General features: G+C 62.6%; 21 protein-coding genes. 13 read left to right on the top strand and 8 right to left on the bottom strand.

The features are described 5' to 3' along the window. Nucleotides 1-193: 193 nt before the first annotated feature. The 3 genes from AC04SI_RS30965 (at nucleotide 194) to AC04SI_RS30955 (ending at nucleotide 1,031) form a co-directional block, all read left to right on the top strand. Complete coding sequence (locus tag AC04SI_RS30965) at nucleotides 194-316, top strand: hypothetical protein (RefSeq protein ID WP_404282759.1); 123 nt, start codon at nucleotides 194-196, stop codon at nucleotides 314-316. Nucleotides 317-542: 226 nt separating this feature from the next. Further along, nucleotides 543-827, top strand: a complete 285-nt coding sequence (locus AC04SI_RS30960; RefSeq protein WP_120018064.1) for a PRC-barrel domain containing protein — start codon at nucleotides 543-545, stop codon at nucleotides 825-827. 54 nt (nucleotides 828-881) lie between these two features. Beyond that, entirely contained in the window at nucleotides 882-1,031 is a 150-nt protein-coding gene (locus AC04SI_RS30955; RefSeq protein WP_126043134.1) for a hypothetical protein, read from the top strand. Between the two features lie 137 nt (nucleotides 1,032-1,168). Here AC04SI_RS30955 and AC04SI_RS30950 read toward each other — a convergent pair whose 3' ends face one another. Further along, nucleotides 1,169-2,320: a sulfite oxidase gene (locus AC04SI_RS30950; RefSeq protein WP_404282828.1), complete on the bottom strand. Its 1,152-nt coding sequence runs from the start codon at nucleotides 2,318-2,320 to the stop codon at nucleotides 1,169-1,171. 251 nt (nucleotides 2,321-2,571) lie between these two features. Here AC04SI_RS30950 and AC04SI_RS30945 point away from each other — a divergent pair, with 251 nt between their 5' ends. Together AC04SI_RS30945 and AC04SI_RS30940 are read left to right on the top strand one after the other, a co-directional pair. Further along, a complete protein-coding gene (locus AC04SI_RS30945) occupies nucleotides 2,572-2,880 on the top strand; it encodes a globin domain-containing protein (protein WP_404282760.1) in 309 nt (102 codons plus the stop codon). 83 nt (nucleotides 2,881-2,963) lie between these two features. Further along, nucleotides 2,964-3,287 carry a DUF2934 domain-containing protein gene (locus AC04SI_RS30940; protein WP_404282761.1) on the top strand — a complete coding sequence of 108 codons (324 nt, stop codon included), beginning with the start codon at nucleotides 2,964-2,966 and terminating at the stop codon, nucleotides 3,285-3,287. Between the two features lie 422 nt (nucleotides 3,288-3,709). On the opposite strand, the gene AC04SI_RS30935 is transcribed toward AC04SI_RS30940, so the two are convergent. After that, nucleotides 3,710-3,994, bottom strand: coding sequence for a hypothetical protein (locus AC04SI_RS30935; protein ID WP_404282835.1), 285 nt, complete (start codon nucleotides 3,992-3,994; stop codon nucleotides 3,710-3,712). A gap of 147 nt (nucleotides 3,995-4,141) precedes the next feature. On the opposite strand from AC04SI_RS30935, the gene AC04SI_RS30930 reads away from it, so the two are divergent. Further along, nucleotides 4,142-4,843, top strand: a complete 702-nt coding sequence (locus AC04SI_RS30930) for a competence protein CoiA (RefSeq protein WP_488475533.1) — start codon at nucleotides 4,142-4,144, stop codon at nucleotides 4,841-4,843. 138 nt (nucleotides 4,844-4,981) lie between these two features. On the opposite strand, the gene AC04SI_RS30925 is transcribed toward AC04SI_RS30930, so the two are convergent. Both AC04SI_RS30925 and AC04SI_RS30920 read right to left on the bottom strand, forming a co-directional pair. Then, complete coding sequence (locus tag AC04SI_RS30925; protein ID WP_488475532.1) at nucleotides 4,982-5,818, bottom strand: DpnII family type II restriction endonuclease; 837 nt, start codon at nucleotides 5,816-5,818, stop codon at nucleotides 4,982-4,984. Then, a complete protein-coding gene (locus AC04SI_RS30920) occupies nucleotides 5,818-6,828 on the bottom strand; it encodes a DNA adenine methylase (protein ID WP_404282764.1) in 1,011 nt (336 codons plus the stop codon). The genes AC04SI_RS30925 and AC04SI_RS30920 overlap by 1 nt, the downstream gene beginning before the upstream one ends. A gap of 344 nt (nucleotides 6,829-7,172) precedes the next feature. On the opposite strand from AC04SI_RS30920, the gene minC reads away from it, so the two are divergent. The 4 genes from minC (at nucleotide 7,173) to AC04SI_RS30900 (ending at nucleotide 10,998) form a co-directional block, all read left to right on the top strand. Next, nucleotides 7,173-7,961, top strand: a complete 789-nt coding sequence (gene minC / locus AC04SI_RS30915) for a septum site-determining protein MinC (RefSeq protein WP_404282765.1) — start codon at nucleotides 7,173-7,175, stop codon at nucleotides 7,959-7,961. 61 nt (nucleotides 7,962-8,022) lie between these two features. After that, nucleotides 8,023-8,838 (top strand): septum site-determining protein MinD, encoded by an 816-nt coding sequence (gene minD / locus AC04SI_RS30910; RefSeq protein ID WP_006201442.1) that lies wholly within the window; start codon nucleotides 8,023-8,025, stop codon nucleotides 8,836-8,838. Then, entirely contained in the window at nucleotides 8,835-9,107 is a 273-nt protein-coding gene (gene minE, locus AC04SI_RS30905) for a cell division topological specificity factor MinE (protein ID WP_006201441.1), read from the top strand. The genes minD and minE overlap by 4 nt, the downstream gene beginning before the upstream one ends. 403 nt (nucleotides 9,108-9,510) lie before the next feature. Next, nucleotides 9,511-10,998: a coiled-coil domain-containing protein gene (locus tag AC04SI_RS30900; RefSeq protein WP_404282766.1), complete on the top strand. Its 1,488-nt coding sequence runs from the start codon at nucleotides 9,511-9,513 to the stop codon at nucleotides 10,996-10,998. A 72-nt stretch (nucleotides 10,999-11,070) separates the two neighbouring features. Here the strand turns inward: AC04SI_RS30900 and AC04SI_RS30895 are convergent, their stop codons facing one another. The 4 genes from AC04SI_RS30895 to AC04SI_RS30880 are packed head-to-tail and all read right to left on the bottom strand — an operon-like array spanning nucleotide 11,071 to nucleotide 16,197. Continuing rightward, entirely contained in the window at nucleotides 11,071-12,873 is a 1,803-nt protein-coding gene (locus AC04SI_RS30895) for an ABC transporter ATP-binding protein (RefSeq protein WP_404282767.1), read from the bottom strand. Continuing rightward, nucleotides 12,873-13,916 carry a glycosyltransferase family 2 protein gene (locus tag AC04SI_RS30890; protein ID WP_404282768.1) on the bottom strand — a complete coding sequence of 348 codons (1,044 nt, stop codon included), beginning with the start codon at nucleotides 13,914-13,916 and terminating at the stop codon, nucleotides 12,873-12,875. Before AC04SI_RS30890 ends, AC04SI_RS30895 begins: the two co-directional genes overlap by 1 nt. After that, the gene (locus AC04SI_RS30885; RefSeq protein WP_404282769.1) at nucleotides 13,913-15,022 is read right to left on the bottom strand and encodes a glycosyltransferase family 2 protein; all 1,110 of its coding nucleotides are present in this window, start codon (nucleotides 15,020-15,022) and stop codon (nucleotides 13,913-13,915) included. Before AC04SI_RS30885 ends, AC04SI_RS30890 begins: the two co-directional genes overlap by 4 nt. Further along, the gene (locus tag AC04SI_RS30880) at nucleotides 15,019-16,197 is read right to left on the bottom strand and encodes an acyltransferase family protein (RefSeq protein ID WP_404282770.1); all 1,179 of its coding nucleotides are present in this window, start codon (nucleotides 16,195-16,197) and stop codon (nucleotides 15,019-15,021) included. Before AC04SI_RS30880 ends, AC04SI_RS30885 begins: the two co-directional genes overlap by 4 nt. 725 nt (nucleotides 16,198-16,922) lie before the next feature. Here AC04SI_RS30880 and AC04SI_RS30875 point away from each other — a divergent pair. From AC04SI_RS30875 to AC04SI_RS30865, 3 genes are all read left to right on the top strand, one after another. Next, entirely contained in the window at nucleotides 16,923-17,810 is an 888-nt protein-coding gene (locus AC04SI_RS30875; protein ID WP_488475531.1) for an EamA family transporter, read from the top strand. A gap of 471 nt (nucleotides 17,811-18,281) precedes the next feature. After that, entirely contained in the window at nucleotides 18,282-18,761 is a 480-nt protein-coding gene (locus AC04SI_RS30870) for a hypothetical protein (protein WP_404282772.1), read from the top strand. A gap of 545 nt (nucleotides 18,762-19,306) precedes the next feature. Beyond that, nucleotides 19,307-19,747: a hypothetical protein gene (locus AC04SI_RS30865; protein ID WP_404282773.1), complete on the top strand. Its 441-nt coding sequence runs from the start codon at nucleotides 19,307-19,309 to the stop codon at nucleotides 19,745-19,747. Nucleotides 19,748-19,815: the final 68 nt, after the last annotated feature.

Here is a 19,815-nt window from a genome sequence, read left to right as displayed (position 1 = left end):
TCAACAGACGCGACAACCCGGGTGCGAAGATCCATCGAGTAAGGCTTGCCCATCCGTGCCGGCCTCCTTGTCCAGCCAGCACGTTGAATCAGATTTCCAAGCCTTAGGGAATCCCAGCCGATTCAGCCTCAATTCATTCCGCTCTAGCCTGTTCTAAAAGTTCTACACCCAACACTGTCAGGGGTGATCGAAAATGGCATTTGTGGTGGTTCATTTCCTCGGCTTGACGGTTCAGGATTTCGTGGGCGGGGTGGTGCCGTTGCTGGCGTGCGTTCTCTTCTTCCATTTTGCGTTGAGGGACAGTCCGAACCGCTAGGAGCAATGGGCTCTGGACACAGCATGGTGATCCGTCGAAAGGCCCAGCAAGCAGGTATTCTTGATCCGTCCGAAGTTGGCACTTCCAGCCCGGGTCGTTCGAACTTTTGAAACTTGAAGGCCAGTCGAGCGATCAGGGATGTAGCTACCCTGGCGCTGCCTATGCTCCTTCGGAACTCTTGGCCACGTCGCCGGTTCCTCCTTCATAACCCGAAGGAGACCCTGTCATGGACCACACCAGCCACGTACGACTTTCAAACGCCGAGCTGACCCCTTCCATACTGGAAGGCGCGACCATCTATGGCCCCGACGACGAAAAGATCGGCTCTGTCGATCATCTGCACGGCTCTCAGGTCGTTATCGACGTCGGCGGCTTTCTCGGCATCGGCGCCAAGCCTGTCGCTGTTGCCGCCAGCCAGCTGGATTTCATGCGCGACGAGGATGGTGACGTCCACGCCGTCACCAACTGGACCAAGGACCAGCTGAAAGCCATGCCTGAACACCGCGACTGAAAATGAGCCAGGGCCTGGCGACAACCGGGCCATCCTCCTTTCCGGGAGAGACCGATGATCAGAAAACTCAAATCCGGAAAATACCGCCTCTATTCGCGCAAGAAGGATGAAAAGACCGGCCGCCGCCGCAATCTCGGCACCTTCGACACCCGCGAAGCCGCCGAGAAACATGAACGCGAGGTGCAGTATTTCAAGCGGCATTGAGGGGCCGGCGACTGGCGCGCACGATGCACCGCTGACGACGCCCCCAAATGTCATGCCGCGCGGCCGCGTCGGCATGACAATTTTCGCCACGTCGCTGGTCTCCTGCAGGCTTCGCGACGCATTGGCTTCGATATTTCTCAAGCGATCTTGACGCGCCGCGTCACCTGGCCATTGCTCTCCCAGTATGTGTGCTTCTTGGTGATCAAGGGATCGTCCATTGCTGGTTGAACCTGTCCCGTGGTGCTGACCGCGCGCGAGGTCACCGTGTGTTCTCCCGGCGACGGGTTTGCCCAGGGCAGGGACCAGATTTTCCAGGCGTGTTCGGCCTCCTCACTGTGATCGATGGTCGCCGGCGCCCAGGGCGCTTGATCGATTTGCACTTCGACCCGGTCGATCGGTGCCCCCCACGCTGCCCCGACGATGGCGTAATCCGAGCCTTTCCGGGTGACCTTCGCGGGTGCCGACTTTAGCAGCGCCCGGCCCACCGAGGTCTCGGCCCACACGGTCTCGCCATTGTGGTCTTCCTCCCGGATGGTGACATAGTCGCGGGCCATCATAACGCTCATGAACCTTGTGTCGCGAACCTCGATGCGCTTCAGCCACTTGACGTTGGCGATGCCGTACCAGCCCGGAGCAATGAGCCGCAGCGGGAAACCATTGGGCGCCGGCAAGGCGGCGCCGTTCATTTCATAGCAGAGCAGATTGTCGGGGTTCATCGCATCGGCGAGCGACATGCTGCGCGCGAAGTTCTGCTTCATCTTGACGTCGCGTATCGGGATCTCGCTTTCGTCGGTCCCGAAAAAGACGACCTCGATGCCCTTCTCCAGCACGCCGGCTTCCTCGAGGATCGGCGCGAGAGGCGTCCCTGCCCAACGGGCATTGCCGATGCCACCGGTGAAAAACGGAAAACCGTGGTTGCCCGAGCATTCCACTGTGAAAACAACCTCCTGGCGCGGCCGCGCCCTGATGTCGGCGAGCGTCAACTTCAGGGGCTTCTTGACCAGGCCCCCGATCTCCATGGACCAGGTCTTCTCATCGATCGTTGGTCGATTGAAATGCGAGATGCTGAAGAACTTGTCGTTTGGCGTTATCCAGCTATCCAGATCCTCCCAGACAAGCTGCGTCTTGATTCCATCCGGATTGGGATTTTCGGTCGGCTGATCCAGCCACGGGATAACGTCCTCGCCCGCCTGTGTTGGAAAAGCGTAAGCGCGACGCGAGAGAGCAGCGATTGCGACAAGAGCCGCGCTTCCTTGAATAAGAAGTTCTCTGCGTTGAATTCTATGCATGTTGTTTACCTCCCAGTTGATCCGGGAACAGGCTGCAACGTGCGTAGGCCGTAGCCTGACCGCGGATAGGCGACACAATGAAAGTTCTGCCCAGCCGGAAGTATCCGGATGGGTCAGACAATCACCGGCGCACCTCAAGCATGTGAAGTGTTGGGCGAAACTCTAGCTGCGTTTCGCAATCTAAGAGTGCGCCCTTGAAAAGGAAGTGTCCACAACCTGGGCGGGACATTGTAACTTTGTGGCATTATACTTTGTGGCATTCCAGACCGATTTCCGGTCCTGCCGAAATCATTGCTGCTCAGATCGCATCAGGCCGGCCTGGGTTTCGTCGTGCATGGGCTGGATCGACCATCCTGCCAGCCGTGCGCGAGTTCGCCAGGCGGCACGTCGGCTACGGCGTCGAGGAGCACCCGATCGTCGGCCAGGCGCTGATCGAGACGTTGGCGGCCGGCCTTGGCCCCGCCTTTACGCCGCCGGTGCGCGAGGCCTGGGAGGCAGCCTACGGCTTGCTGGCGAGTGTCATGATCGCGGCCGCCCGCGAGTTGCAACTCGCGGCGTGACGAGGATGCCGCTCGTGGGATCGCGCAGATTCCTTGGATCGTTCTGCCGCGCGCGGCGTTTCAGAAAAATGGAGGAACGGACAATGGGCGACGATCGGCTGGAAAAGATCAATCAGCGTGCCTATGAGATCTGGGAACGGGAAGGCCGGCTGTTCGGCAATCACGAGCGGCACTGGAACCAGGCCCAGGCGGAAATCGACCGCGAGGCGGCCCTGCCGCTGACGGCGGGCGACGCCCTGCCGGAAACCCGCGAGATCGCGAGCACCGACATTCTGACGGTCGAGGAACTTGCCATGCGCACCGGCATATCGGGCGACGAGGCGCGGGAGCTGATCGACAGGCTGGGCAGTGACCGCGCGGCGATCGAGGCAGCCGCGCGCAGCCTCAAGGCGCGACGGCGGCTCTAGCTACCGGCTGCATTGAACCGAACGGCCAGGCCCGCGTCAGCGGCCCCTCTGTCAGGCAGGCCCCAGCGGCCTTCGCCGTCATGCGGGAACAGGTGGGCGCCGATGCGCGTTGACCTCTGTCAGGAGACAAAAAATGTCTGTCCACAAGACGACTGTCCACAAGGAAGACTACCGGACAAATCGGGCCGACTACCTGATTGCGAGGTCGCCGATCTCAAAGGTCGAGCCCAAGCCGAAGAAGCGACCGTCCCGGCCTGATGACCTGCGCTCGGCCGGGGAGAACTCTTCGCAGCCATTGGCGAGATCGCCCCCGCGCCACTAGCCGCCTTGTCCGGAGCATCAAAACAAGGCCCGCGGGCTGAATCGGTTTCGAGGCGAACGCGACAGATGATCAGGAAACTCAAATCCGGAAAGTACCGGCTCTATTCGCGCAAGAATGACGAAAGACCGGCCGCCGACGCAACCTCGGCACCTTCGACACCCGCGAGGCCGCCGAGAAGCATGAGCGCGAGGTGCAGTATTTCAAGCCGCATTGAGGGGGCGGAGAGCGAGGGGCCGCAGCGATGCGGCGGGTGCAGCGGGCCATCGCTGGCGCATGGCGCAAGGCTGTCGGCTTCGATGAACCACAAACTTGACTGAACCAACGGATCAGATACGTTTTGCTGTGCCTTGAGAAGAAGCGGCGCCGGGCATTTCGTGAGCCGCATGATAACCGACGACGGTCTGACCTCACGTCGAAGATAAAAAGAAACAGCACCAGCTCAGGCTGGCCGCGCTGCCGACATAGCTTCCCAAACAAGAATCTGGCTGCCGCCTGGGATGGCGAGCGGCCCTAACCTCAATTGGAGAAGGTCATGCGGTTTGCATTGGTGAACAACATGCGATGTGAGGCCTCGCCTAGCTTGATCGCTTTCTGCCCAGGCTGCTCGCAGCCGATGATCGCAAAATGCGGGACGCAAAGGGTTCGGCATTGGGCACATCGCGGCAACAGGAACTGCGATCCGTGGTGGGAGCCGGAAACGCTATGGCATCGCGCTTGGAAGAATAGTTTTCCTCCAGAGTGGCAGGAGGTGATCCGGCGAGACGAGGCCGACGAGAAACATATTGCGGATGTGATGACCGAAAATGGCTTGGTTATCGAGTTCCAGCACTCACACCTGCCTATGCAGGAGATGGCTGCACGCGAGTCGTTTCATCGGAATATGGTCTGGGTCGTGGACGGAACGAGGTTGAAGAAAGACGAGCCGCGCTTTATCGAAGGTCGCAGGCACTTCAGACTCCCCCCAGTACCTTTGAAGGGCGTTTTCGTTACGAGCAGTCCAGCGCATTGCTTCCCCTTCTCATGGCTGAATTGCACTATGCCAGTCTTCTTCGATTTCGAAGGTATCGGGACGGCAAGCGATATGTCGGGACAAAATCGGGGCATGCTCTGGTGTTTGTTGCCGGAGCGTGTCGAAGGCCAGGCTATTATCGCGGCAGTTTCGCGGGAAGTGTTTCTGGATGGGGCTCGGAAACGGGAGCAGATCATTCCTATTCGCGCGCGGTTGTGGAAATGATCGCCGTCGGACTTAGGCGCGAGCGGGCGGTTGCCGAACTAAACGCCCGACGTTCGGCCTATGCACATCCTCCGAGCAGGGGACGAACGTTCCGCCGGAGTCGCCGATCGAGATACTAGGTAGGGCGCCGGCACGTGCTCAAAGAGAAAAGATCGCTTTCAACGACCGGAGGTCTGTCAAGAACTGCTCTCGCATCTGTGTCGTATAGATACGATCGATCTTTCCTTGGTTCTGTCGGTCGACAATCTTCTTGAGGTCAGAAATACGTTGCTTCCAAGTCGTGCCGTCAGTCACGAAGAATAGCTTTGTACCATGGCGCTTAGCATCGATGATCGCATCAAGATCGCCGATGATGTCTGTCATCTTCGAGCCGGTCGCGCCGTAGCCCTTCACCTCGATCACGATCGAAGGGCGTGTCCGACTAGGGATCGCGACGTCACACTTGGCCAACTTCCCGTCGGCCCCCGTAAAGGTGCAGCGAGTTTCATAGGCATCGCCGAAAACTTCACGGACGAGTGCCTCGACAAAATCCTCCAGCCCGCGGCCGCGCCTTTGGCCAGAGATGGCTGACCCGCGACCGGCTCGGAGACGTTCGACGAGAATGTCGCTCCAGACGGGCTCATGGTTGATCACCGTCTCCATCTTCACGAGGAGGCCCATACGCTCGAGCGCATCGAGGAACCCCGTCCGATCGGCTTCGTAGCCCTTGATGCCTATGCCACGTCGCGGCAGCTCCTTTCGGAGTAAGGAATCCATGCTGTCTTTCGACAGCATTAAGAACAGCCGCGCGCACAGGAGACCTTCCGTGAAGTTGTCGTCGAGTAGAGCAGCGATGTCGTTGCGAGTGTATTCGCCTTTCTTCGGCAAGGCTGTTAGGCGCGCAATCGCACTCGCCGCGATGTCGTCCATCCAATCGACATCGAGAGGACTCAATCCCTCGACGACTTCCTCCAGCGATTGGTCACGATCCTGCATTAGCGCCCAACGATCAGATATTCGGTGGTCTTGGCGCGCGAGACGCCGCCGTGGGTTCCGAAATGATACGTGTGGGGCTTTTCGAAGACCCGCACGTCTCGCTTGTGTCGTCGCATTAGCCGCTCGAGCTCGACGAGATCGGGATAGCCGTTCGAGCTGTAGGAAAGAGCGATGATACTTTTCGAGAAGCGAGCAAACATTCGATCAAACGCGTCTATTGCGGTCCGGCGATAACTGAAGGGCGTGTGCTTCTTTGCGATCTTGCGGACCTTGGTCGTCATGTCGACCGGCTGATCTTGCCAGTAGCTCGAAAGTCCTTCGAGGAAATGGTAGCGCTTGATATAGCAATTATCGTCGGATCGTGGAACATAGGGCGGGTCCAGATAGACGAGATCGATCGCCCTATTGGGAAGGTCGAACAGGTCGGTTTGCAGCGCTTGATTGCGACGGCCGTTGTCGAACACAGTTGCATTGTAGACCTCGATCTGCTCGAGGAAATGCTCCTCGATGGACAACTTCAGATCGCGGCGGCCATCGTCATAGTGCGATAAATCGCCAGAAATGGTGAAGACCCCGCGCGGTTGCCGCTTGAGACAGGAACGAAACAGTGCCGCATAGGCCAGTGCTTGCTGATGTAGATTCTCGAGGCCACGAATATTGTGCGAAAGCCGATCGAGAAACCGCAAGTCGTCAGGTGTGTAGAAAATGCCCTTGAACGTCTTAATAATGAAGTCGTCCGCGTCCTTGGGTCGTGTAAGGAGGCGTTTGATCGTCCTGCCATCGAGATGATGAGTGTTGTTTTCGACAGTGGCTCGCGCAACGATCGATGAAAAACGTAAAAAATCTGACGAAACGACGCGCCTGTCCATTGCTTTCAAAAGGTAGGCGACGCTGCCCGTTCCTGAAAAAGGATCCATCGCGCTCTCGAAATCCAAGGCATTCAGCGCCTCAAAAATCCAAGGCAGAAGCCGTTTCTTCGATCCCATGTAGCGTAGCTCGGGATAGCGCATCGCGCGTTCAGGGACTGTAGCGTGTAGCGTGCTCGGCAGGACCGAGTCTGCGACGACCCTGAGTTTTGGCGTAGCGATGTGCGCAACACTAGACATGGAATTGGTGCCCCTCTCAACCATTGTATGACCTAAGCGACGAGTCGTGGAAACGAGAACAAAAATAGAACATCGCCAAGCCTATGACAACCGTGCAATTCAACTGGCTTACGTCATTTGTAGCGCGTTCGCCCCAACGGGCTGCTGTCAGGAGTGGCCCTTCCCAATTCTCCCTCCAACCCCCTCCGTTAACCTTTCGTTAACCATGCCCGGCCTAGCGTTTACCTATCAGTAAGGAATCGCTGTCCGTGACCTTCGCCGCCCCCGTCGAGACCAAATCCATTCGCTTTCGCGCCCGCTCCTTCGTCGCCTTCACGCTGACGCCGGAGGCGCCTTTGGATGTGTGGCTGGAGAGCCTTGATCGCTGGATCGGCAACTCGCCCGGCTATTTTGCCGGCCGTCCGGTGGTGCTCGATTTGAACACGCTCAAGCCCGATGTCGCCGCGATCGAATCGCTGGTCGGCGTGCTTGGTCATCGCGGTATCCGCGTCTATGCCATCGAGATGGATGGCGGCGCCGAGCTTGGGTCGCATCTGCCGCCGGCGCTGGTCGGCGCCAAGGAGGCCACCGCCGACGGGCTGTTGCAGCCCGGCCGCAAGGCAGCCCCAAGCAAGCCGGAAGAAGGCAAGCCGGAAGAGGGCAAGGCTGAAGAGCACAAGGCCGACGAGGGCAGGGCAGTCGCCCAGGCGAAGCCGGCCTTGCCGGCTGACGGCACGCTGATGATCCGCACGCCGATCCGCTCGGGGCAGCTTGTGTTTCATCCGCATGGCGACGTCATCGTGCTGGGCTCCGTCGCTTCCGGGTCCGAGATCGTCGCCGCCGGTTCCATCCACGTCTACGGCACGCTGCGCGGACGCGCCTCGGCCGGCGGGCTCGGCAATTCCGCGGCGCGCATCTTCTGCCGCAAGAACGAAGCCGAACTGCTCTCGGTCGACGGCTGGTATTGCACCGCCGAGGAGATGGATCCGTCGGTGCGCGGCAAGGCGGTCCAGGCCTTTCTCGACAACGGCATGCTGCGCATCGCGCCGTTCAGCTGACAGGAACTCGGCGGCGGCGCCGACCGACAAGACAACGAAACAAAAACGGAGGCACTTTTTCATGGGCAAGGTAGTGGTGGTCACGTCGGGCAAGGGGGGCGTCGGCAAGACGACCTCGACGGCGGCGCTGGGAGCGGCGGTCGCCAAGACCGGCAAGAAGGTGGCGCTTGTCGACTTCGATGTCGGCTTGCGGAATCTCGACCTGATCATGGGCGCCGAGCGGCGCGTCGTGTTCGACCTGGTCAACGTCATCCAGGGCTCGGCCAAGCTGTCGCAGGCGCTGATCCGCGACAAACGGGTCGAGACGCTGTTCCTGCTGCCGGCCTCGCAGACGCGCGACAAGGATGCGCTGACCGAAGAGGGCGTCGGCGAGGTCATCGAGCGGCTGCGCTCGGTGTTCGACTATGTCTTCTGCGACAGCCCTGCCGGCATCGAGCGCGGCGCCCAGCTTGCCATGCGCTTTGCCGACGAGGCGGTCATCGTCACCAACCCGGAAGTGAGCTCGGTGCGCGATTCCGATCGCATCATCGGCCTGCTCGACGCCCGCACCATGAAGGCCGAGCAGGGCGAGCAGATCGCCAAGCACGTGCTGGTCACGCGCTACGATGCGGCGCGCGCGGCGCGCGGCGAAATGCTCTCCATCGACGACGTTCTGGAAATCCTGTCGACGCCGCTCTTGGGCATTATTCCCGAAAGCCAGGATGTGCTGAGGGCCTCGAACCTCGGTTCGCCGGTAACATTGGCCGATCCGCTGACTGCCGCCGCCAAGGCCTATCTCGACGCGGCACGGCGGCTCGAAGGCGAGGAACTGCCCGTCGTGGTGCCCTTCGAACGCAAGGGCTTCCTCGACCGTCTGCTCGGAAGGAGGGCGGCATGAACATTTTCGACCTCTTCAAGCGGCGCTCCAGCGCGCCGGTGGCGCGCGAGCGGCTGCAGGTGCTGCTCGCCTATGAGCGCCGCAACCGCAGCCAACCCGATCTGGTCTCCATCCTGCGCGAGGAGATCATGGCGGTGATCGCCAAGCATGTGCAGATCGACCAGGACTATCTGCAGGTCTCAATGGACCGTGGCGAGACCATGTCGACGCTGGAGATCGACATCCAGATCCCCAACAAGAGCGCCGTGCCGCTGGCCATGGCGGGGTGAGGGGCTGACCTCGCGGAACTAGGGTTGCACGCCCCCACGGAGTGGGGGTCCGAAGGACGGGCGAGACCCGTGGCTCGCCCCGGCAAAGGTGGCCGCGAAGCGGCCGGAGAGGGGGCTTCGCCACGCCGGCGGGTTCCCTCTAGATCGTTAGAGCGAGGCATTTCCGCCTCTCCGTCCCGGCTTCGCTGAGCCACCTCTTCCCACGTCGCGGGGGCGTGAAACCCTAGCTTTTCCAAGGCCGCGGCTAAATTGCCTCGCGCGGCATCTACCCCAAAATGTCCCCAAATTACCTACAAGCCGGCAGGGGCTTCCCCTACGAAAGCATAGGATGTAAAAGGAGAAACATTAGCAATTCATTAAGTACGAGGGGTTTGCGTAAGCGGCAGAGTAAGAGGTGTATGACATGAACCTCAAGAGCCTGATCAAGCGTGCTGAAGATGTAGACAAGGTATTCCAGGAGCTGCAGACGGATCTGGCGGAAGCCATCAATGAGTCTCTCGAGTCGCTGGAAAACGATCCGGATGAGGATCTCCAGGCAAAGGGCGACAGTCTGCAAATCGAGGGCGCCAAGGACGAGGTGACCAAGGGCGAGGTGGCCGAGGCCGAGCCGCCGCCCGAGGACAGCACAGGACAGCCCGTGCAACGGCTGACGTCCCACACGCAAACCCGGCTGGCCGCATTGGGCGCCGTCGATGGGCTGTTCCACGAAGCGCAGGACTATTTGGAGGAGATCACCGCGAAACTGTCGGAGATCGGCACCTCGCACCATTTGACGCGCGAATTCCTCACCATCCTGCACGGCGACATCCTTCGCGCCAACGAGCTTGAACTTGCAAATACCGGCCTGGCCGCGGAACAACGCGCGCTCTCGCAGCAGCTGCACGATGCGGTCAAAAAGCAGCGCGAGCGCGAAAGCGCCGTCGAGGTGCTGCAGCAACGCGAGACAAGCCTGGTCCAGGAGCGCGAGTCGCTTCGCACCGCCCTGGCCGCGGCAAGGCTGGAACTCGTCGAGGCGGCCAATGCGAGCGCCAGGCGCGAGGCGGAGTTCGGCGATGCCGTCAAGTCGCTTTCCGACAGGACGGTCGAGGCCAACCGGCGCTCGCGCGAGATCAAGACCTTGCGGGAAAAGCAGGTCAACCTGTCGATCGATCTCGACAGGGCGCAGAAGCGCGAAGCCGAGGCGCGCCACAGGCTCGACGAACTGATGACCACGCATAGCAGCGAAGCGGCGCGGATCGCTGACCTCGTGGCCGCGCTCGTCAGAAGCGAGAAAGAGGAAATGCGGCTGCAGACCGGGCTCGAGATGGCGCAGGCGAAGCTGTCGGAAATGACCGAAGCGGCCCGTCTTGTGGAAGCCGACAGGCAGGCCGAGCAGGAGCGCGCCCAGGCCGAGATGAGCGGACTGCGTGCCGAGATCCAGGGCCTCCAGTCACGGCTGGAGCTTGCCGCGAACGAGAACGGCGAGGCCGCCGGCGAGGTCGCCAGGCTCAAGGCGGAACTGAGCGACGCCATGGCCGAAAAGCAGATCGCCGATGAACGACTGTCTGCCCTCATGAACGAGAGCGAAAACGACAAGATAAGCCTTTCGACCGTGAGCGCGGACCTTTCGCAGCTGACGCTGCAGCAGGCGTCCGAGCAGATACAGCTCGATATCCAGAAGCAGGAATGCGAGGACCTGCGCGCCGAGATCGCGTCGCTCAATGCCCGCATCCAGGAGCTGTTGCCCTATGAGCGGCTGCATCGGGTCACCGAGGCCAGGGCGCGCGACGACGCGGCCAGCGCCAGGCCGCGCGACGACGGGGTGGTGGTCGAGATCAAGGGCGTGGTCGCCGAAAAGGCGCGTGCCACGCACCGGCGGCGCGCCCACCGCAATTTGCGCGCGACTTCGTAAGCAGGCGAAAGCGGCGGAGTGCGTCATCTCCCCCACGACGGGGGAGATTGGCTGTTCAGCGCTTCGTCCCCCTCACTCCCCCGCTTCATGCTGGTAAAGCTCGTCCATGCTGAGCTTTGCCAGTGCCGCGAAGGGCGCCTGCTTCTTCACCCGGCCGCGGCTCAGGATCACCACGTCGTCGCAGAACGAGATGGTGCTGTGGTGGTGGCTGATGACGATGGTGGTGCGGCGGCCGGCGCGCGACTTCAGCGTCTCGACGATGGCCGCTTCCGACAGACCGTCCACGGCATTGGTGGCTTCGTCGAGGATCAGTATGTCGGGATCGCGCACCAGCGCGCGCGCCAGCGCGATGCGCTGCCTTTGTCCGGCCGACAGGTTGACGCCCCGGTAGCCGACCAGCGTCTTGTAGCCCTGCGGTAAGTGCTCGATGAATTCATGCGCCTCGGCCAGCTTTGCGGCGCGCTCGGCGTCGCCGGCCGAGGCGGTGTCGTGGCCGTAGACGATGTTGTCGAGGATCGTGCCGTCCACCAGTTCCAGCTCCTGGCTGGCTAAAGCGATGTTCTTGCGCCATTGGCCGGGGTCGATCTCGCCAAGTGGCGTCCCGTCGACAAGGATGCTGCCGCCATCGGGCTCGACGAAGCGGCAGAGCAGGTTGACGATCGTCGTCTTGCCGGCACCCGAACGGCCGATCAGCGCCGTCGAGCGGCCACTGCGAACGCTGAACGTGGCCTGGTGCAGCACCGCCCCGCGCGCGTCCGGACCGGGCGTCGAGGCTGCGCCCGCATAGGTGAAGCTGACATCGTCGAAGCTGATCGCCTGGCGCAGGCCGTCGAACGGACGGCTGCCTTGCGGCGCCGCCGGCTTGCCTGCGGGGTCGAGCAGCCATTGCACCTCTTCCAGCGAGCCGGAGAGGCCTTGCAACTGGCTCCACGACATCTGCAGGGCGCGCATATGCGGCTGCAGCCGGTAGAGCAGGATCAGGAAGGCGGCGGTCAGCGGGAAGCTGACATTGGCGAGCCACGCGCCGATCACCACCATCAGGAACAGCATGGCGTGCAGAACCTCGGTCAGCGGCGGCAAGACGCCCTGACGGGTCGAGAGCACGAAGGCGGCGCGCCGCACCCCGTCGGAGGCCCTGTCGAACACCGCCTTCTCGCGGTCCTCCTGGCCGAAGATGCGGATCAGGCGCCCGGCATGCACCAGATGCAGCATCTGCGAGGCAAGTGCGCTGTTGCGCGCGGCGACGCCGCGGCTCGGCGCCTTCAGATTGGCCGACAGCAGGCCGTGCGCCAGTTGCACCAGCGCCAGCCCGAGCGTCACCAGCAGCGTCATCTGCCAGGACAAGAGCAGCAGGAAGGCGAGCAGGATGATTGCCGCCGAGGCGCTGACGATCGCGCCGAGCAGGGCCTGGATTGCGTCCGAGGCTCGCCAGGATTCGTTGGAGATGATGTTGAGCAGCCGTCCGGGGCTCTGCTGCAGGAAGAACGGGTAGCCGACCCTCAGCAGCCGCTCCGACAGCGCGCTGCGGATGGCATAGCTTGCCTTGCCGTAAATATGCGCGGTGAGCAGCGTGTTGGCGAAGGCAAGGACGTTCTTCAGCACGATCGAGCCGAGGATCGCGGCCGAGATGGCGATCAGCCGCTCGCGCTCGCCTAGGTTCGCTCCAATCTGCTGGAGGAGGGCGGAGAAGCCGGCCATGCCGGCTGTGTCGCCATGCCCCATGATGATGCCGAGCAGCGGAATGATCAGCCCGATGCCGAGGCCTTCAAGCGCCGCACCCGCCAGACCGAGCACCACCACGGCGGGAACAAGCCGCAGCAGCCCGCCGCCAAGCGCGCGGCGCAGCATCGGCAAGGCTGGCGGCATCAGCGTCATTATCGTGCTCTGGCCTCCGCGCCGGCTTCATTGGCCTGCCGATCCGGTTGCAGCCGTGGCTGCCTGCGCCATCCGACTATCAAAAGCAGCGCAAATCTGGCGGCACCTGCAAGGTTCATGACGACGACGGGCCAGTGCGACAGGCCGAGATCGTGGTCGAAGCGCGGGCCGCCGGCAAGCTCGCGCATGGCCGACCGCGCGGCCCAGTAGAAATGGCGCAGCAGCCAGGGCGCGCGCCGCACATGCTTCAGGCACAGCGCGCCATTGCCGAGGCTATAATCGCGGTGCAGCCTGTCGATCGACTTGCGATCGCGCCGGCCATGATGGTGGAAGATCGTCATGTCGGGCACGTATTCGACAGGAATGCCCTTGAGCATTGCGCGCACAAGGTAGTCCGTATCCTCCGCCGAACGCAGCGGGCCACCGGCGCCAAAACGTTCGTCGAACGGGCCGATGCGGGCCGCGACGTCGCGGTGCATGGTCATGTTGCAGCCAAGCACGAAGCCGCCCGGGTGGACGGCAGGCGTCAGCCGCTCGCGCTGTTCACAGCGTTTGATGGTGAAGGGCAGGTCCCTGGCGTCGCCGAGTTCGACGCGTCCGCCGCGCACCAGCCATTTCTCACCGCTCGCATTATGCCGCATCAGGTCGCGCAAGTAGTCGCGATCGACCGCGCAATCATCGTCGACGAACACCAGAATGCGGCCGCGCGCCCGCGCCAGCCCGGCATTGCGGGCCGCCGCCAGTCCGGGCCGCGGCTCCGAAACGGCGGTCAGCGGAATGTCCGAGGTCTCGGCCAGGCAGGCAAGGCGTTCCGCAGTGCGGTCGATCGAGCCATTGTCGACCACGACCATCTCGGCAGCAAAGGCGGGATGCGCCCGGCAGGCGGCCTGGACCGACTTGATGCAGGCTTCGAGCACGGCCAGTCGGTTGCGCGTGCAGATGATGAAGCTGACCTCGAACGCCGGCTTCTGGCCCCGCCGGGGATGGACGGGCGAGGGCGCCGGGCGATCGCGTCGCAAGAGCGGATGCGGCTGGTCGTTCATGCCGACCCCCGCTGATAAGGCGCAAGCACCGCCTGGGCCGGCCTGGTCTTGAAATAATGCGCCATCTCATCCGCCTGCTTTCCTGCCGCTATGGAGGCAAGGCTGAGCCACGGCGCCCAGGGTCCGGGGCGCAGCGCGTATTGTTCGCGGCGGCGAATGACGTTCCACTTCGCGGTTCGCGTCAGCAATTCATGCGTCAGTGCAGGCTCCCTTTCGTCGCCGACGAGCTGGTAGAGGAAGTAGAACAGGTTGAGCGCACCGGCCGCGAAGCTCGGCCTGATGTCATCGGGCAGCGCGGAAACCCGCTCTTCCAGCGCAACGATGTATTGCGCGGCGCGGGCGACCGTGTCGAACGAGACGGCATCGCCGATGGCCCGCAGATCCTCGGTGCGGTCCGCCAGTCCCTCGCGCTCCAGGTTCTCGGCCACGATCCGCAAATGCGTCCTGCGCATGTCCCCGGTATGCCGGCTGGTCACGCTTCCAGGGTGGATGCGGTAGACGAGCAGGTTTTCCGTCATCATCGCCGCCGGGAAACGGCGGGCAAGCCGCCCGAAGAGATCGAAATCCTCGGCGTGCCTGTATTCGGGATCGTAGTGGAGACTGCCCTCGTCGATGACCTTCCTGTTGTAGACCACCGTCGGGTGCATGAAGACGGTGAAGAACATCGACAATATCGGCAGGCTGAACTGGAACACCGGATCAGGCCTGCCCTTGGCGATACGGCCGCGCAGCAAGGTATCGATGCCGGCGCCGCAGAAGCCGAGCTCGGGCCGCCGGTCGAACAGCGCCACCTGGCGCGACAGGCGCCAGGGATAAGCGATGTCATCGGCGTCCATCCTGGCGACCAGTTCGCCCCGGGCAGTGGCCAGGCCCTCGTTCAGGGTGGCGACGAGGCCGCGGTTTTCGCGAGAGATGATCGTAACGCGGTTGTCGGCCTGGCGGTGTCGCTCGAGGATATCGAGCGAGTTGTCGGTCGATCCGTCATCGATGGCGATGACCTCCAGGCGATCGTAGTCCTGTCGCAGGATCGAGCCGATCGCAGCAGCGAGATAAGGCCCGGCATTGTAAACCGGCAGCAGAACGGAAACGAGCGGGGCGCCGGTCATTGGCCGGCACCCGTTCGCCGGAGATTGCGCGGCGGCTCGCGGCCGTCGGGCGATCCGGTGGGATAGGCCGGCCTGCCGAACCAGCCGGCCTTGCTTGCGCGCTCTTGGGCAGCACGGCGGGCGACATAGGGAAAATGCCGCTTGAGGCCGTTGAGCGGCTTTTCGAAAACCTGCCAGGAGATCGCCGCCACGACGATCGTGGCGGTGCTCGCGACGAGGAACCGCCCCGGCCCTTGCTCAGAGACGTTGAGCGGGATCCAGGGCTGCGCCTTGACGGCATAGGCCAGGAGGATCGGGTGATAGAGATAGACGCCGTAGCTGATGCGGCCGAGGGCAAGCAGCGCCGGCAGTTCGGCAAGCTTGCCGAGGATGCCGCCAAACCCGGACGAACAGGCGGCGACAATGGCCACCAGCGGGACCAGCGGCAGCACCTGCAGCAGCAGCCAATGGGCCCATTCCAGCATGGGATCGGCCGGCGCCGGGATAAACCACTGGATCGCCAGGAACGCGGCCGCGAAGGCCGGCCAGCCGCGCTGCATCCATTGCGGCAGGGCAGCGCCTCTGGCAGCCCTCATGGCGAGCAGCGCGCCGCAAGCCAGCGCGTCCATCGAGGCGGGCGGCAGCAGGTCGCGGGCGAGCGCCGTGTTGGCGGTCACCGGCCAGTAGAAACGGTAAGCCAGCGAGAGCGCGATGACGCCGATGGTGATCGCCTCGATGCGCCGGCGCGGCGCCAGAAGCACGATCAGCGGCCAGGCGATATAAAACTGCTCCTCGATGCTCAGGCTCCAGAAGTGGCAGAGCAGCCAGGGCGTCCACTCGTTGCGCAGCGCGTACCAGAAATTGGAGAGATAGAGCGCGTGCCACAGAAGCGACCCACGCGACTGTTCGAGATCGGTCAGCCAGACGAGGCCGAGCACGGCGAAATAGGGCGGGAATATTCTCAGCGCCCGCCTGATGTAGAAGGAACGCAGCGCCGGCCCGGCTTCGAACTCGGCGGCCGCGCGGGCTTCCAGCAGAAGCCGCGTGATCAGGAAGCCGGAGAGCACGAAGAACAGCCGCACGCCGAGATGGCCGAGGAAGGAGGAGCCGCCCGCGGCGAAGAAATGCGAGTACAGCACCATCGTCACGGCAATGGCGCGCAGCGCATCGAGCTGTATGTCGCGCTGATTTGACATCAGCCGCGTCCGCCGATCCGATGTCTCCGATGAAACAATGTCGCGCCTTGCCAGCAGGCAGTGGAATGACACATCGTTCCGCTATCGCCCGCCGGCGGTCTGCGCCTTGCGCTCGGGGCGGCCTCGAAACCGGTCAGCGGAAAGCCCACTCTGGTCAATATACCGGAACCTCCACCGCGCCTGTCCAATCAGGCAACGATTGTCTCACGCTATGCTGCAGCGCAACACAAAATGTTTACCATGTTGAAACACTTCTGTGATGCCGGTGTCGAAAAAATGGCTGAAGATCGCCCATATTTTGACATTTTCGGTAATGGCACCCCCGGCGGCTGGAGTGCCATGTGAATGATACAGCGCTTGTTCTTCTCGTTTTCAAGTATTTATCGAGTTGTATTCTTAGAAATTCTTGGCAACTTTTGCGAGTGCGCGGGTGGTATTTCGATAAGAATCTTCTGATTTTTCGATTTTGAGCCGTTCCGCGGCGAATGAGCTAGGCGCGGCTAGCTTGTGCGATGCAGCGAAATAAGGCGCAAAATGAAGCCATTGCGTTCTTTCGTCCCCTCTGTCCCGTCGGCATCAACGGTTTCGCAAGCGTGAAATCGATTGCCCTTGCCCCATCAACCATGGTTGCCGTGCCTCACGACAGGCCGGCTGGTTGGCCCTATCTCCAGCCATGCCTTGGTACGCTGGCGCGCGATCTAGGCGGCAGGGGAGGAAGAAGCAAGGTGACGTCGACGCCGATTGCAAAGTCTGCGGCTGAAGCCGGCGCTATCCCCCTTGTGGCGCTGCTCGGCGCCATGATGTCGGTGCAGATCGGCGCCGCCTTCGCCAAGGGGCTGTTTCCGCTGGTCGGAGCCGAGGGCACGACGATGCTCAGGCTTGTCGCCGGCGCGCTCATGCTGGCGGCCGTGCTCAGGCCTTGGCGGGTCAGGCCGTCGCGCGCCGTCTGGCCGTGGCTCGCCGCTTACGGGGTGACGCTCTGCGTCATGAACCTTCTCTTCTATGCCGCGCTCACCAGGATTCCACTGGGCATCTGCGTGGCGCTCGAATTCACCGGCCCGCTGCTGGTCGCCACGCTCTCGTCTCGGCGCGCAATGGACTTTGTCTGGGTGGCGCTGGCGGTGGCCGGCATCGTGCTGTTGTCGCCTTTTGCCGATATGCGTCAGGCGCTCGATCCCGTGGGCGTGGTGCTGGCGCTGGCCGCCGGCGGCTGCTGGGCGCCCTACATCGTCTTTGCGCAGAAGGCCGGCGCCGAGCTCGGCGGGCGCACCGTCGCCTATGGCATGGCGATCGCCGCGGTGCTGTCGCTGCCCTTCGGGCTTGCCGGCGCGGCGCCGGTGCTAGGCAATCCGTCGATTCTGTTGAGCGCCGCAATTGTCGGCCTGCTCTCCAGCGCGCTGCCGTTCTGGCTGGAGATGGTGGCGCTGACCAGGATGCCTGCCAGGGTCTATGGCACGCTCACCTGTCTGGAACCGGCGCTGGGCGCGCTGATGGGCTTCCTGTTCCTGCGCGAGAACCTGACGGCGCTGCAGTGCCTGGGCATTGCGGCGGTCATCGCCGCTGCCTTCGGCGCCGCCGTCACGTCAAAGCCGCCGGTGCCGTCGCCCCAATAGGCGTTCGCGTCTGGCGTTGTGCCGCTTCGATATGCTCTGCGCGCAGCCTTCCCTTTGTGACTTCCAGCGCCGCTTCTGCGCCCGCCGAGAGCTCCTCGACGTTCCTGGCCAGCTCGCTGCCGGTGTCGCGTTGCTTGCTGCCCATGCTCCCAGCGTCGCCAGCATCGGCAGGAGCCGGTCTTTTTAGCCGTGCCTGGCCGGCTTAAGGCTGTGCCCTGTCATGCCTGGTCGGCCCGGCCATGCCTAGCCGGCTAAGCCATTCCAAGCCTGGCGTGCCCGCATGCAGGACCACATCCGGAGGTTGAATTGGACTTAAGTCTGAATCCGTTTCCGCAAAAGTCTGAATCGACAAGACAAGGGTCGTGGGCCACTTCCGCAAGGCGCTGCGATTTGTGAATGATTTCACTTCGACAATGCCGTTGGGGTTTTCGGCTTGGAGTCGGGCCGGGTGACCGGCATGGGGAGAGTGGGATGCGCGAACCGCGCATGGGAAGCACGTGTGTCTTGCGAGCGCTTACGGCGTTTGCGCTGGTTATCGCGCCCTTTCACCTCTCGATCGACGGCCCAGTCGCCACCAAGGCCTATGCCGGCAAGGGCGGCAACGGCAATGGGAATGGCGGGAACGGAAACGGGAACGGCGGCGGCAACAGCGGCGGTAACGGCAACGGAAACAGCGGCGGCAACAACGGGAACGGGAACAGCGGAAACAGCAATAGCGGTGGCAACGGTAAGGGCAACAGCGCGAGCAAGGCCTCCGCCACTGTCGATCATGTAAATACCGTGACTGGCGACAAGGTCGAGGTCAACGGCAAGAGCATCAAGGTTACTCATCCAAACGGGATGAAGGAAGAGATCGAGAACGGCCGCTTCAGGATGGAGGATGCGCTTGGGCGCACCATCGTCGACAGAGCGGCAACCGCAGCCGATATGGCGCGTTTGAAGAGTTTGTGAGAGCGAGGTTCTATCTGGAAGTGATCTTTTCGGGACCGTAGGTCAGCGCTGCAAAATCAGGTTGCCACCTTTTGCTTCGTCTCTTCGGTTCTTGATCATCGTATGACAGAACTCCCGCTACTCACCTTGCCCCCGCCTTTGGCGGGGGTATTTTTTTGGGCTCCGGCTGCATTTCTACAAACGAAACTCTTGGCGCATCGCGGTTCGTTGCTGCTGTCCGGCTTTTTCGCGCGCTTCAATCTTAAAGAATTGCCTTCAGTTTTCCAAGGGGGTTGGTTAACGCCCTGTAACCGGCGTCGTTTGCGTTGTTTTCATCCTGTGCGTAGTGCCGATCAACGTCAGGCCTGGCGACGCCGTTGCGACATAAGTCCGGCACCGGCGGCAAAAAGGTCCGAACCGGCAAGGCAAGGGTCGTGGGCCGCTTTCGCGCGCGCGTCGATGCATGGATGTTCCTCTCGATAATGCCGGTTTCGGCCAGACCGCCAAAGGGCCGACACGGGGGGAGGATGTGTAGACTTTCGTTGATCCGCCTGGGATGGCTCGCCTTGCTGACCCCATCGGCATTGGCGCTTACGCTCGCGCCATCCCACGTCAAGCTCTACGGCGCCGCCAGCATCGCTCCCTCGATGGCCTACGCCGCCGGCGGGAACAGTGGCGGCCACGGCGGCGGCAATGGCAATGGCGGCAATGGCAACGGCGGTGGCAATTCATCCTCGGCTGGCGCCGGCGCCAATTCTGGCTCCGGAAACGCCGGCCAGGGCAACTCCGGCAAAGCCAAGGGCAACCAGGGCAACCATGGCACCCACGTCAATGCGGCGACCGGCGACACGGTCGAGGTCGACGGCGACAAGATCACGGTCATCCATCCCGACGGCATGCAGGAGGAGATCGAGAACGGCCGCTTCAAAATGCAGGATGCGCTCGGCCGCACCATCATCGAACGCGAGGCGACGCCAGAGGATGTGGCGCGCCTGCAGGCCTTGTGAGGGCAGGGAACTACCCCCTCCCTGTTTCTCACTTCACCCCCGTCCCCGCCCCCGGGGGCGGGGGTGAC

The sequence above is a fragment of the Mesorhizobium sp. CNPSo 4689 genome (assembly GCF_057784325.1).
This window is presented reverse-complemented; position numbering and strand designations above follow the sequence as displayed.

Bases quoted from the DNA above. Each gene is read 5' to 3' on its own strand.
- AC04SI_RS30930 (WP_488475533.1), top strand. From the start codon at position 4,142: ATGCGGTTTGCATTGGTGAACAACATGCGATGTGAGGCCTCGCCTAGC.
- AC04SI_RS30885 (WP_404282769.1), bottom strand. From the start codon at position 15,022: ATGACCGGCGCCCCGCTCGTTTCCGTTCTGCTGCCGGTTTACAATGCC.
- AC04SI_RS30890 (WP_404282768.1), bottom strand. From the start codon at position 13,916: ATGAACGACCAGCCGCATCCGCTCTTGCGACGCGATCGCCCGGCGCCC.
- AC04SI_RS30950 (WP_404282828.1), bottom strand. From the start codon at position 2,320: ATGCATAGAATTCAACGCAGAGAACTTCTTATTCAAGGAAGCGCGGCT.
- AC04SI_RS30965 (WP_404282759.1), top strand. From the start codon at position 194: ATGGCATTTGTGGTGGTTCATTTCCTCGGCTTGACGGTTCAGGATTTC.
- AC04SI_RS30900 (WP_404282766.1), top strand. From the start codon at position 9,511: ATGAACCTCAAGAGCCTGATCAAGCGTGCTGAAGATGTAGACAAGGTA.
- AC04SI_RS30925 (WP_488475532.1), bottom strand. From the start codon at position 5,818: ATGCAGGATCGTGACCAATCGCTGGAGGAAGTCGTCGAGGGATTGAGT.
- minE (WP_006201441.1), top strand. From the start codon at position 8,835: ATGAACATTTTCGACCTCTTCAAGCGGCGCTCCAGCGCGCCGGTGGCG.
- AC04SI_RS30880 (WP_404282770.1), bottom strand. From the start codon at position 16,197: ATGTCAAATCAGCGCGACATACAGCTCGATGCGCTGCGCGCCATTGCC.
- AC04SI_RS30920 (WP_404282764.1), bottom strand. From the start codon at position 6,828: ATGCGCTATCCCGAGCTACGCTACATGGGATCGAAGAAACGGCTTCTG.
- AC04SI_RS30940 (WP_404282761.1), top strand. From the start codon at position 2,964: ATGGGCGACGATCGGCTGGAAAAGATCAATCAGCGTGCCTATGAGATC.
- minD (WP_006201442.1), top strand. From the start codon at position 8,023: ATGGGCAAGGTAGTGGTGGTCACGTCGGGCAAGGGGGGCGTCGGCAAG.
- AC04SI_RS30895 (WP_404282767.1), bottom strand. From the start codon at position 12,873: ATGACGCTGATGCCGCCAGCCTTGCCGATGCTGCGCCGCGCGCTTGGC.
- AC04SI_RS30935 (WP_404282835.1), bottom strand. From the start codon at position 3,994: ATGCGGCTCACGAAATGCCCGGCGCCGCTTCTTCTCAAGGCACAGCAA.
- AC04SI_RS30955 (WP_126043134.1), top strand. From the start codon at position 882: ATGATCAGAAAACTCAAATCCGGAAAATACCGCCTCTATTCGCGCAAG.
- AC04SI_RS30960 (WP_120018064.1), top strand. From the start codon at position 543: ATGGACCACACCAGCCACGTACGACTTTCAAACGCCGAGCTGACCCCT.
- AC04SI_RS30870 (WP_404282772.1), top strand. From the start codon at position 18,282: ATGCGCGAACCGCGCATGGGAAGCACGTGTGTCTTGCGAGCGCTTACG.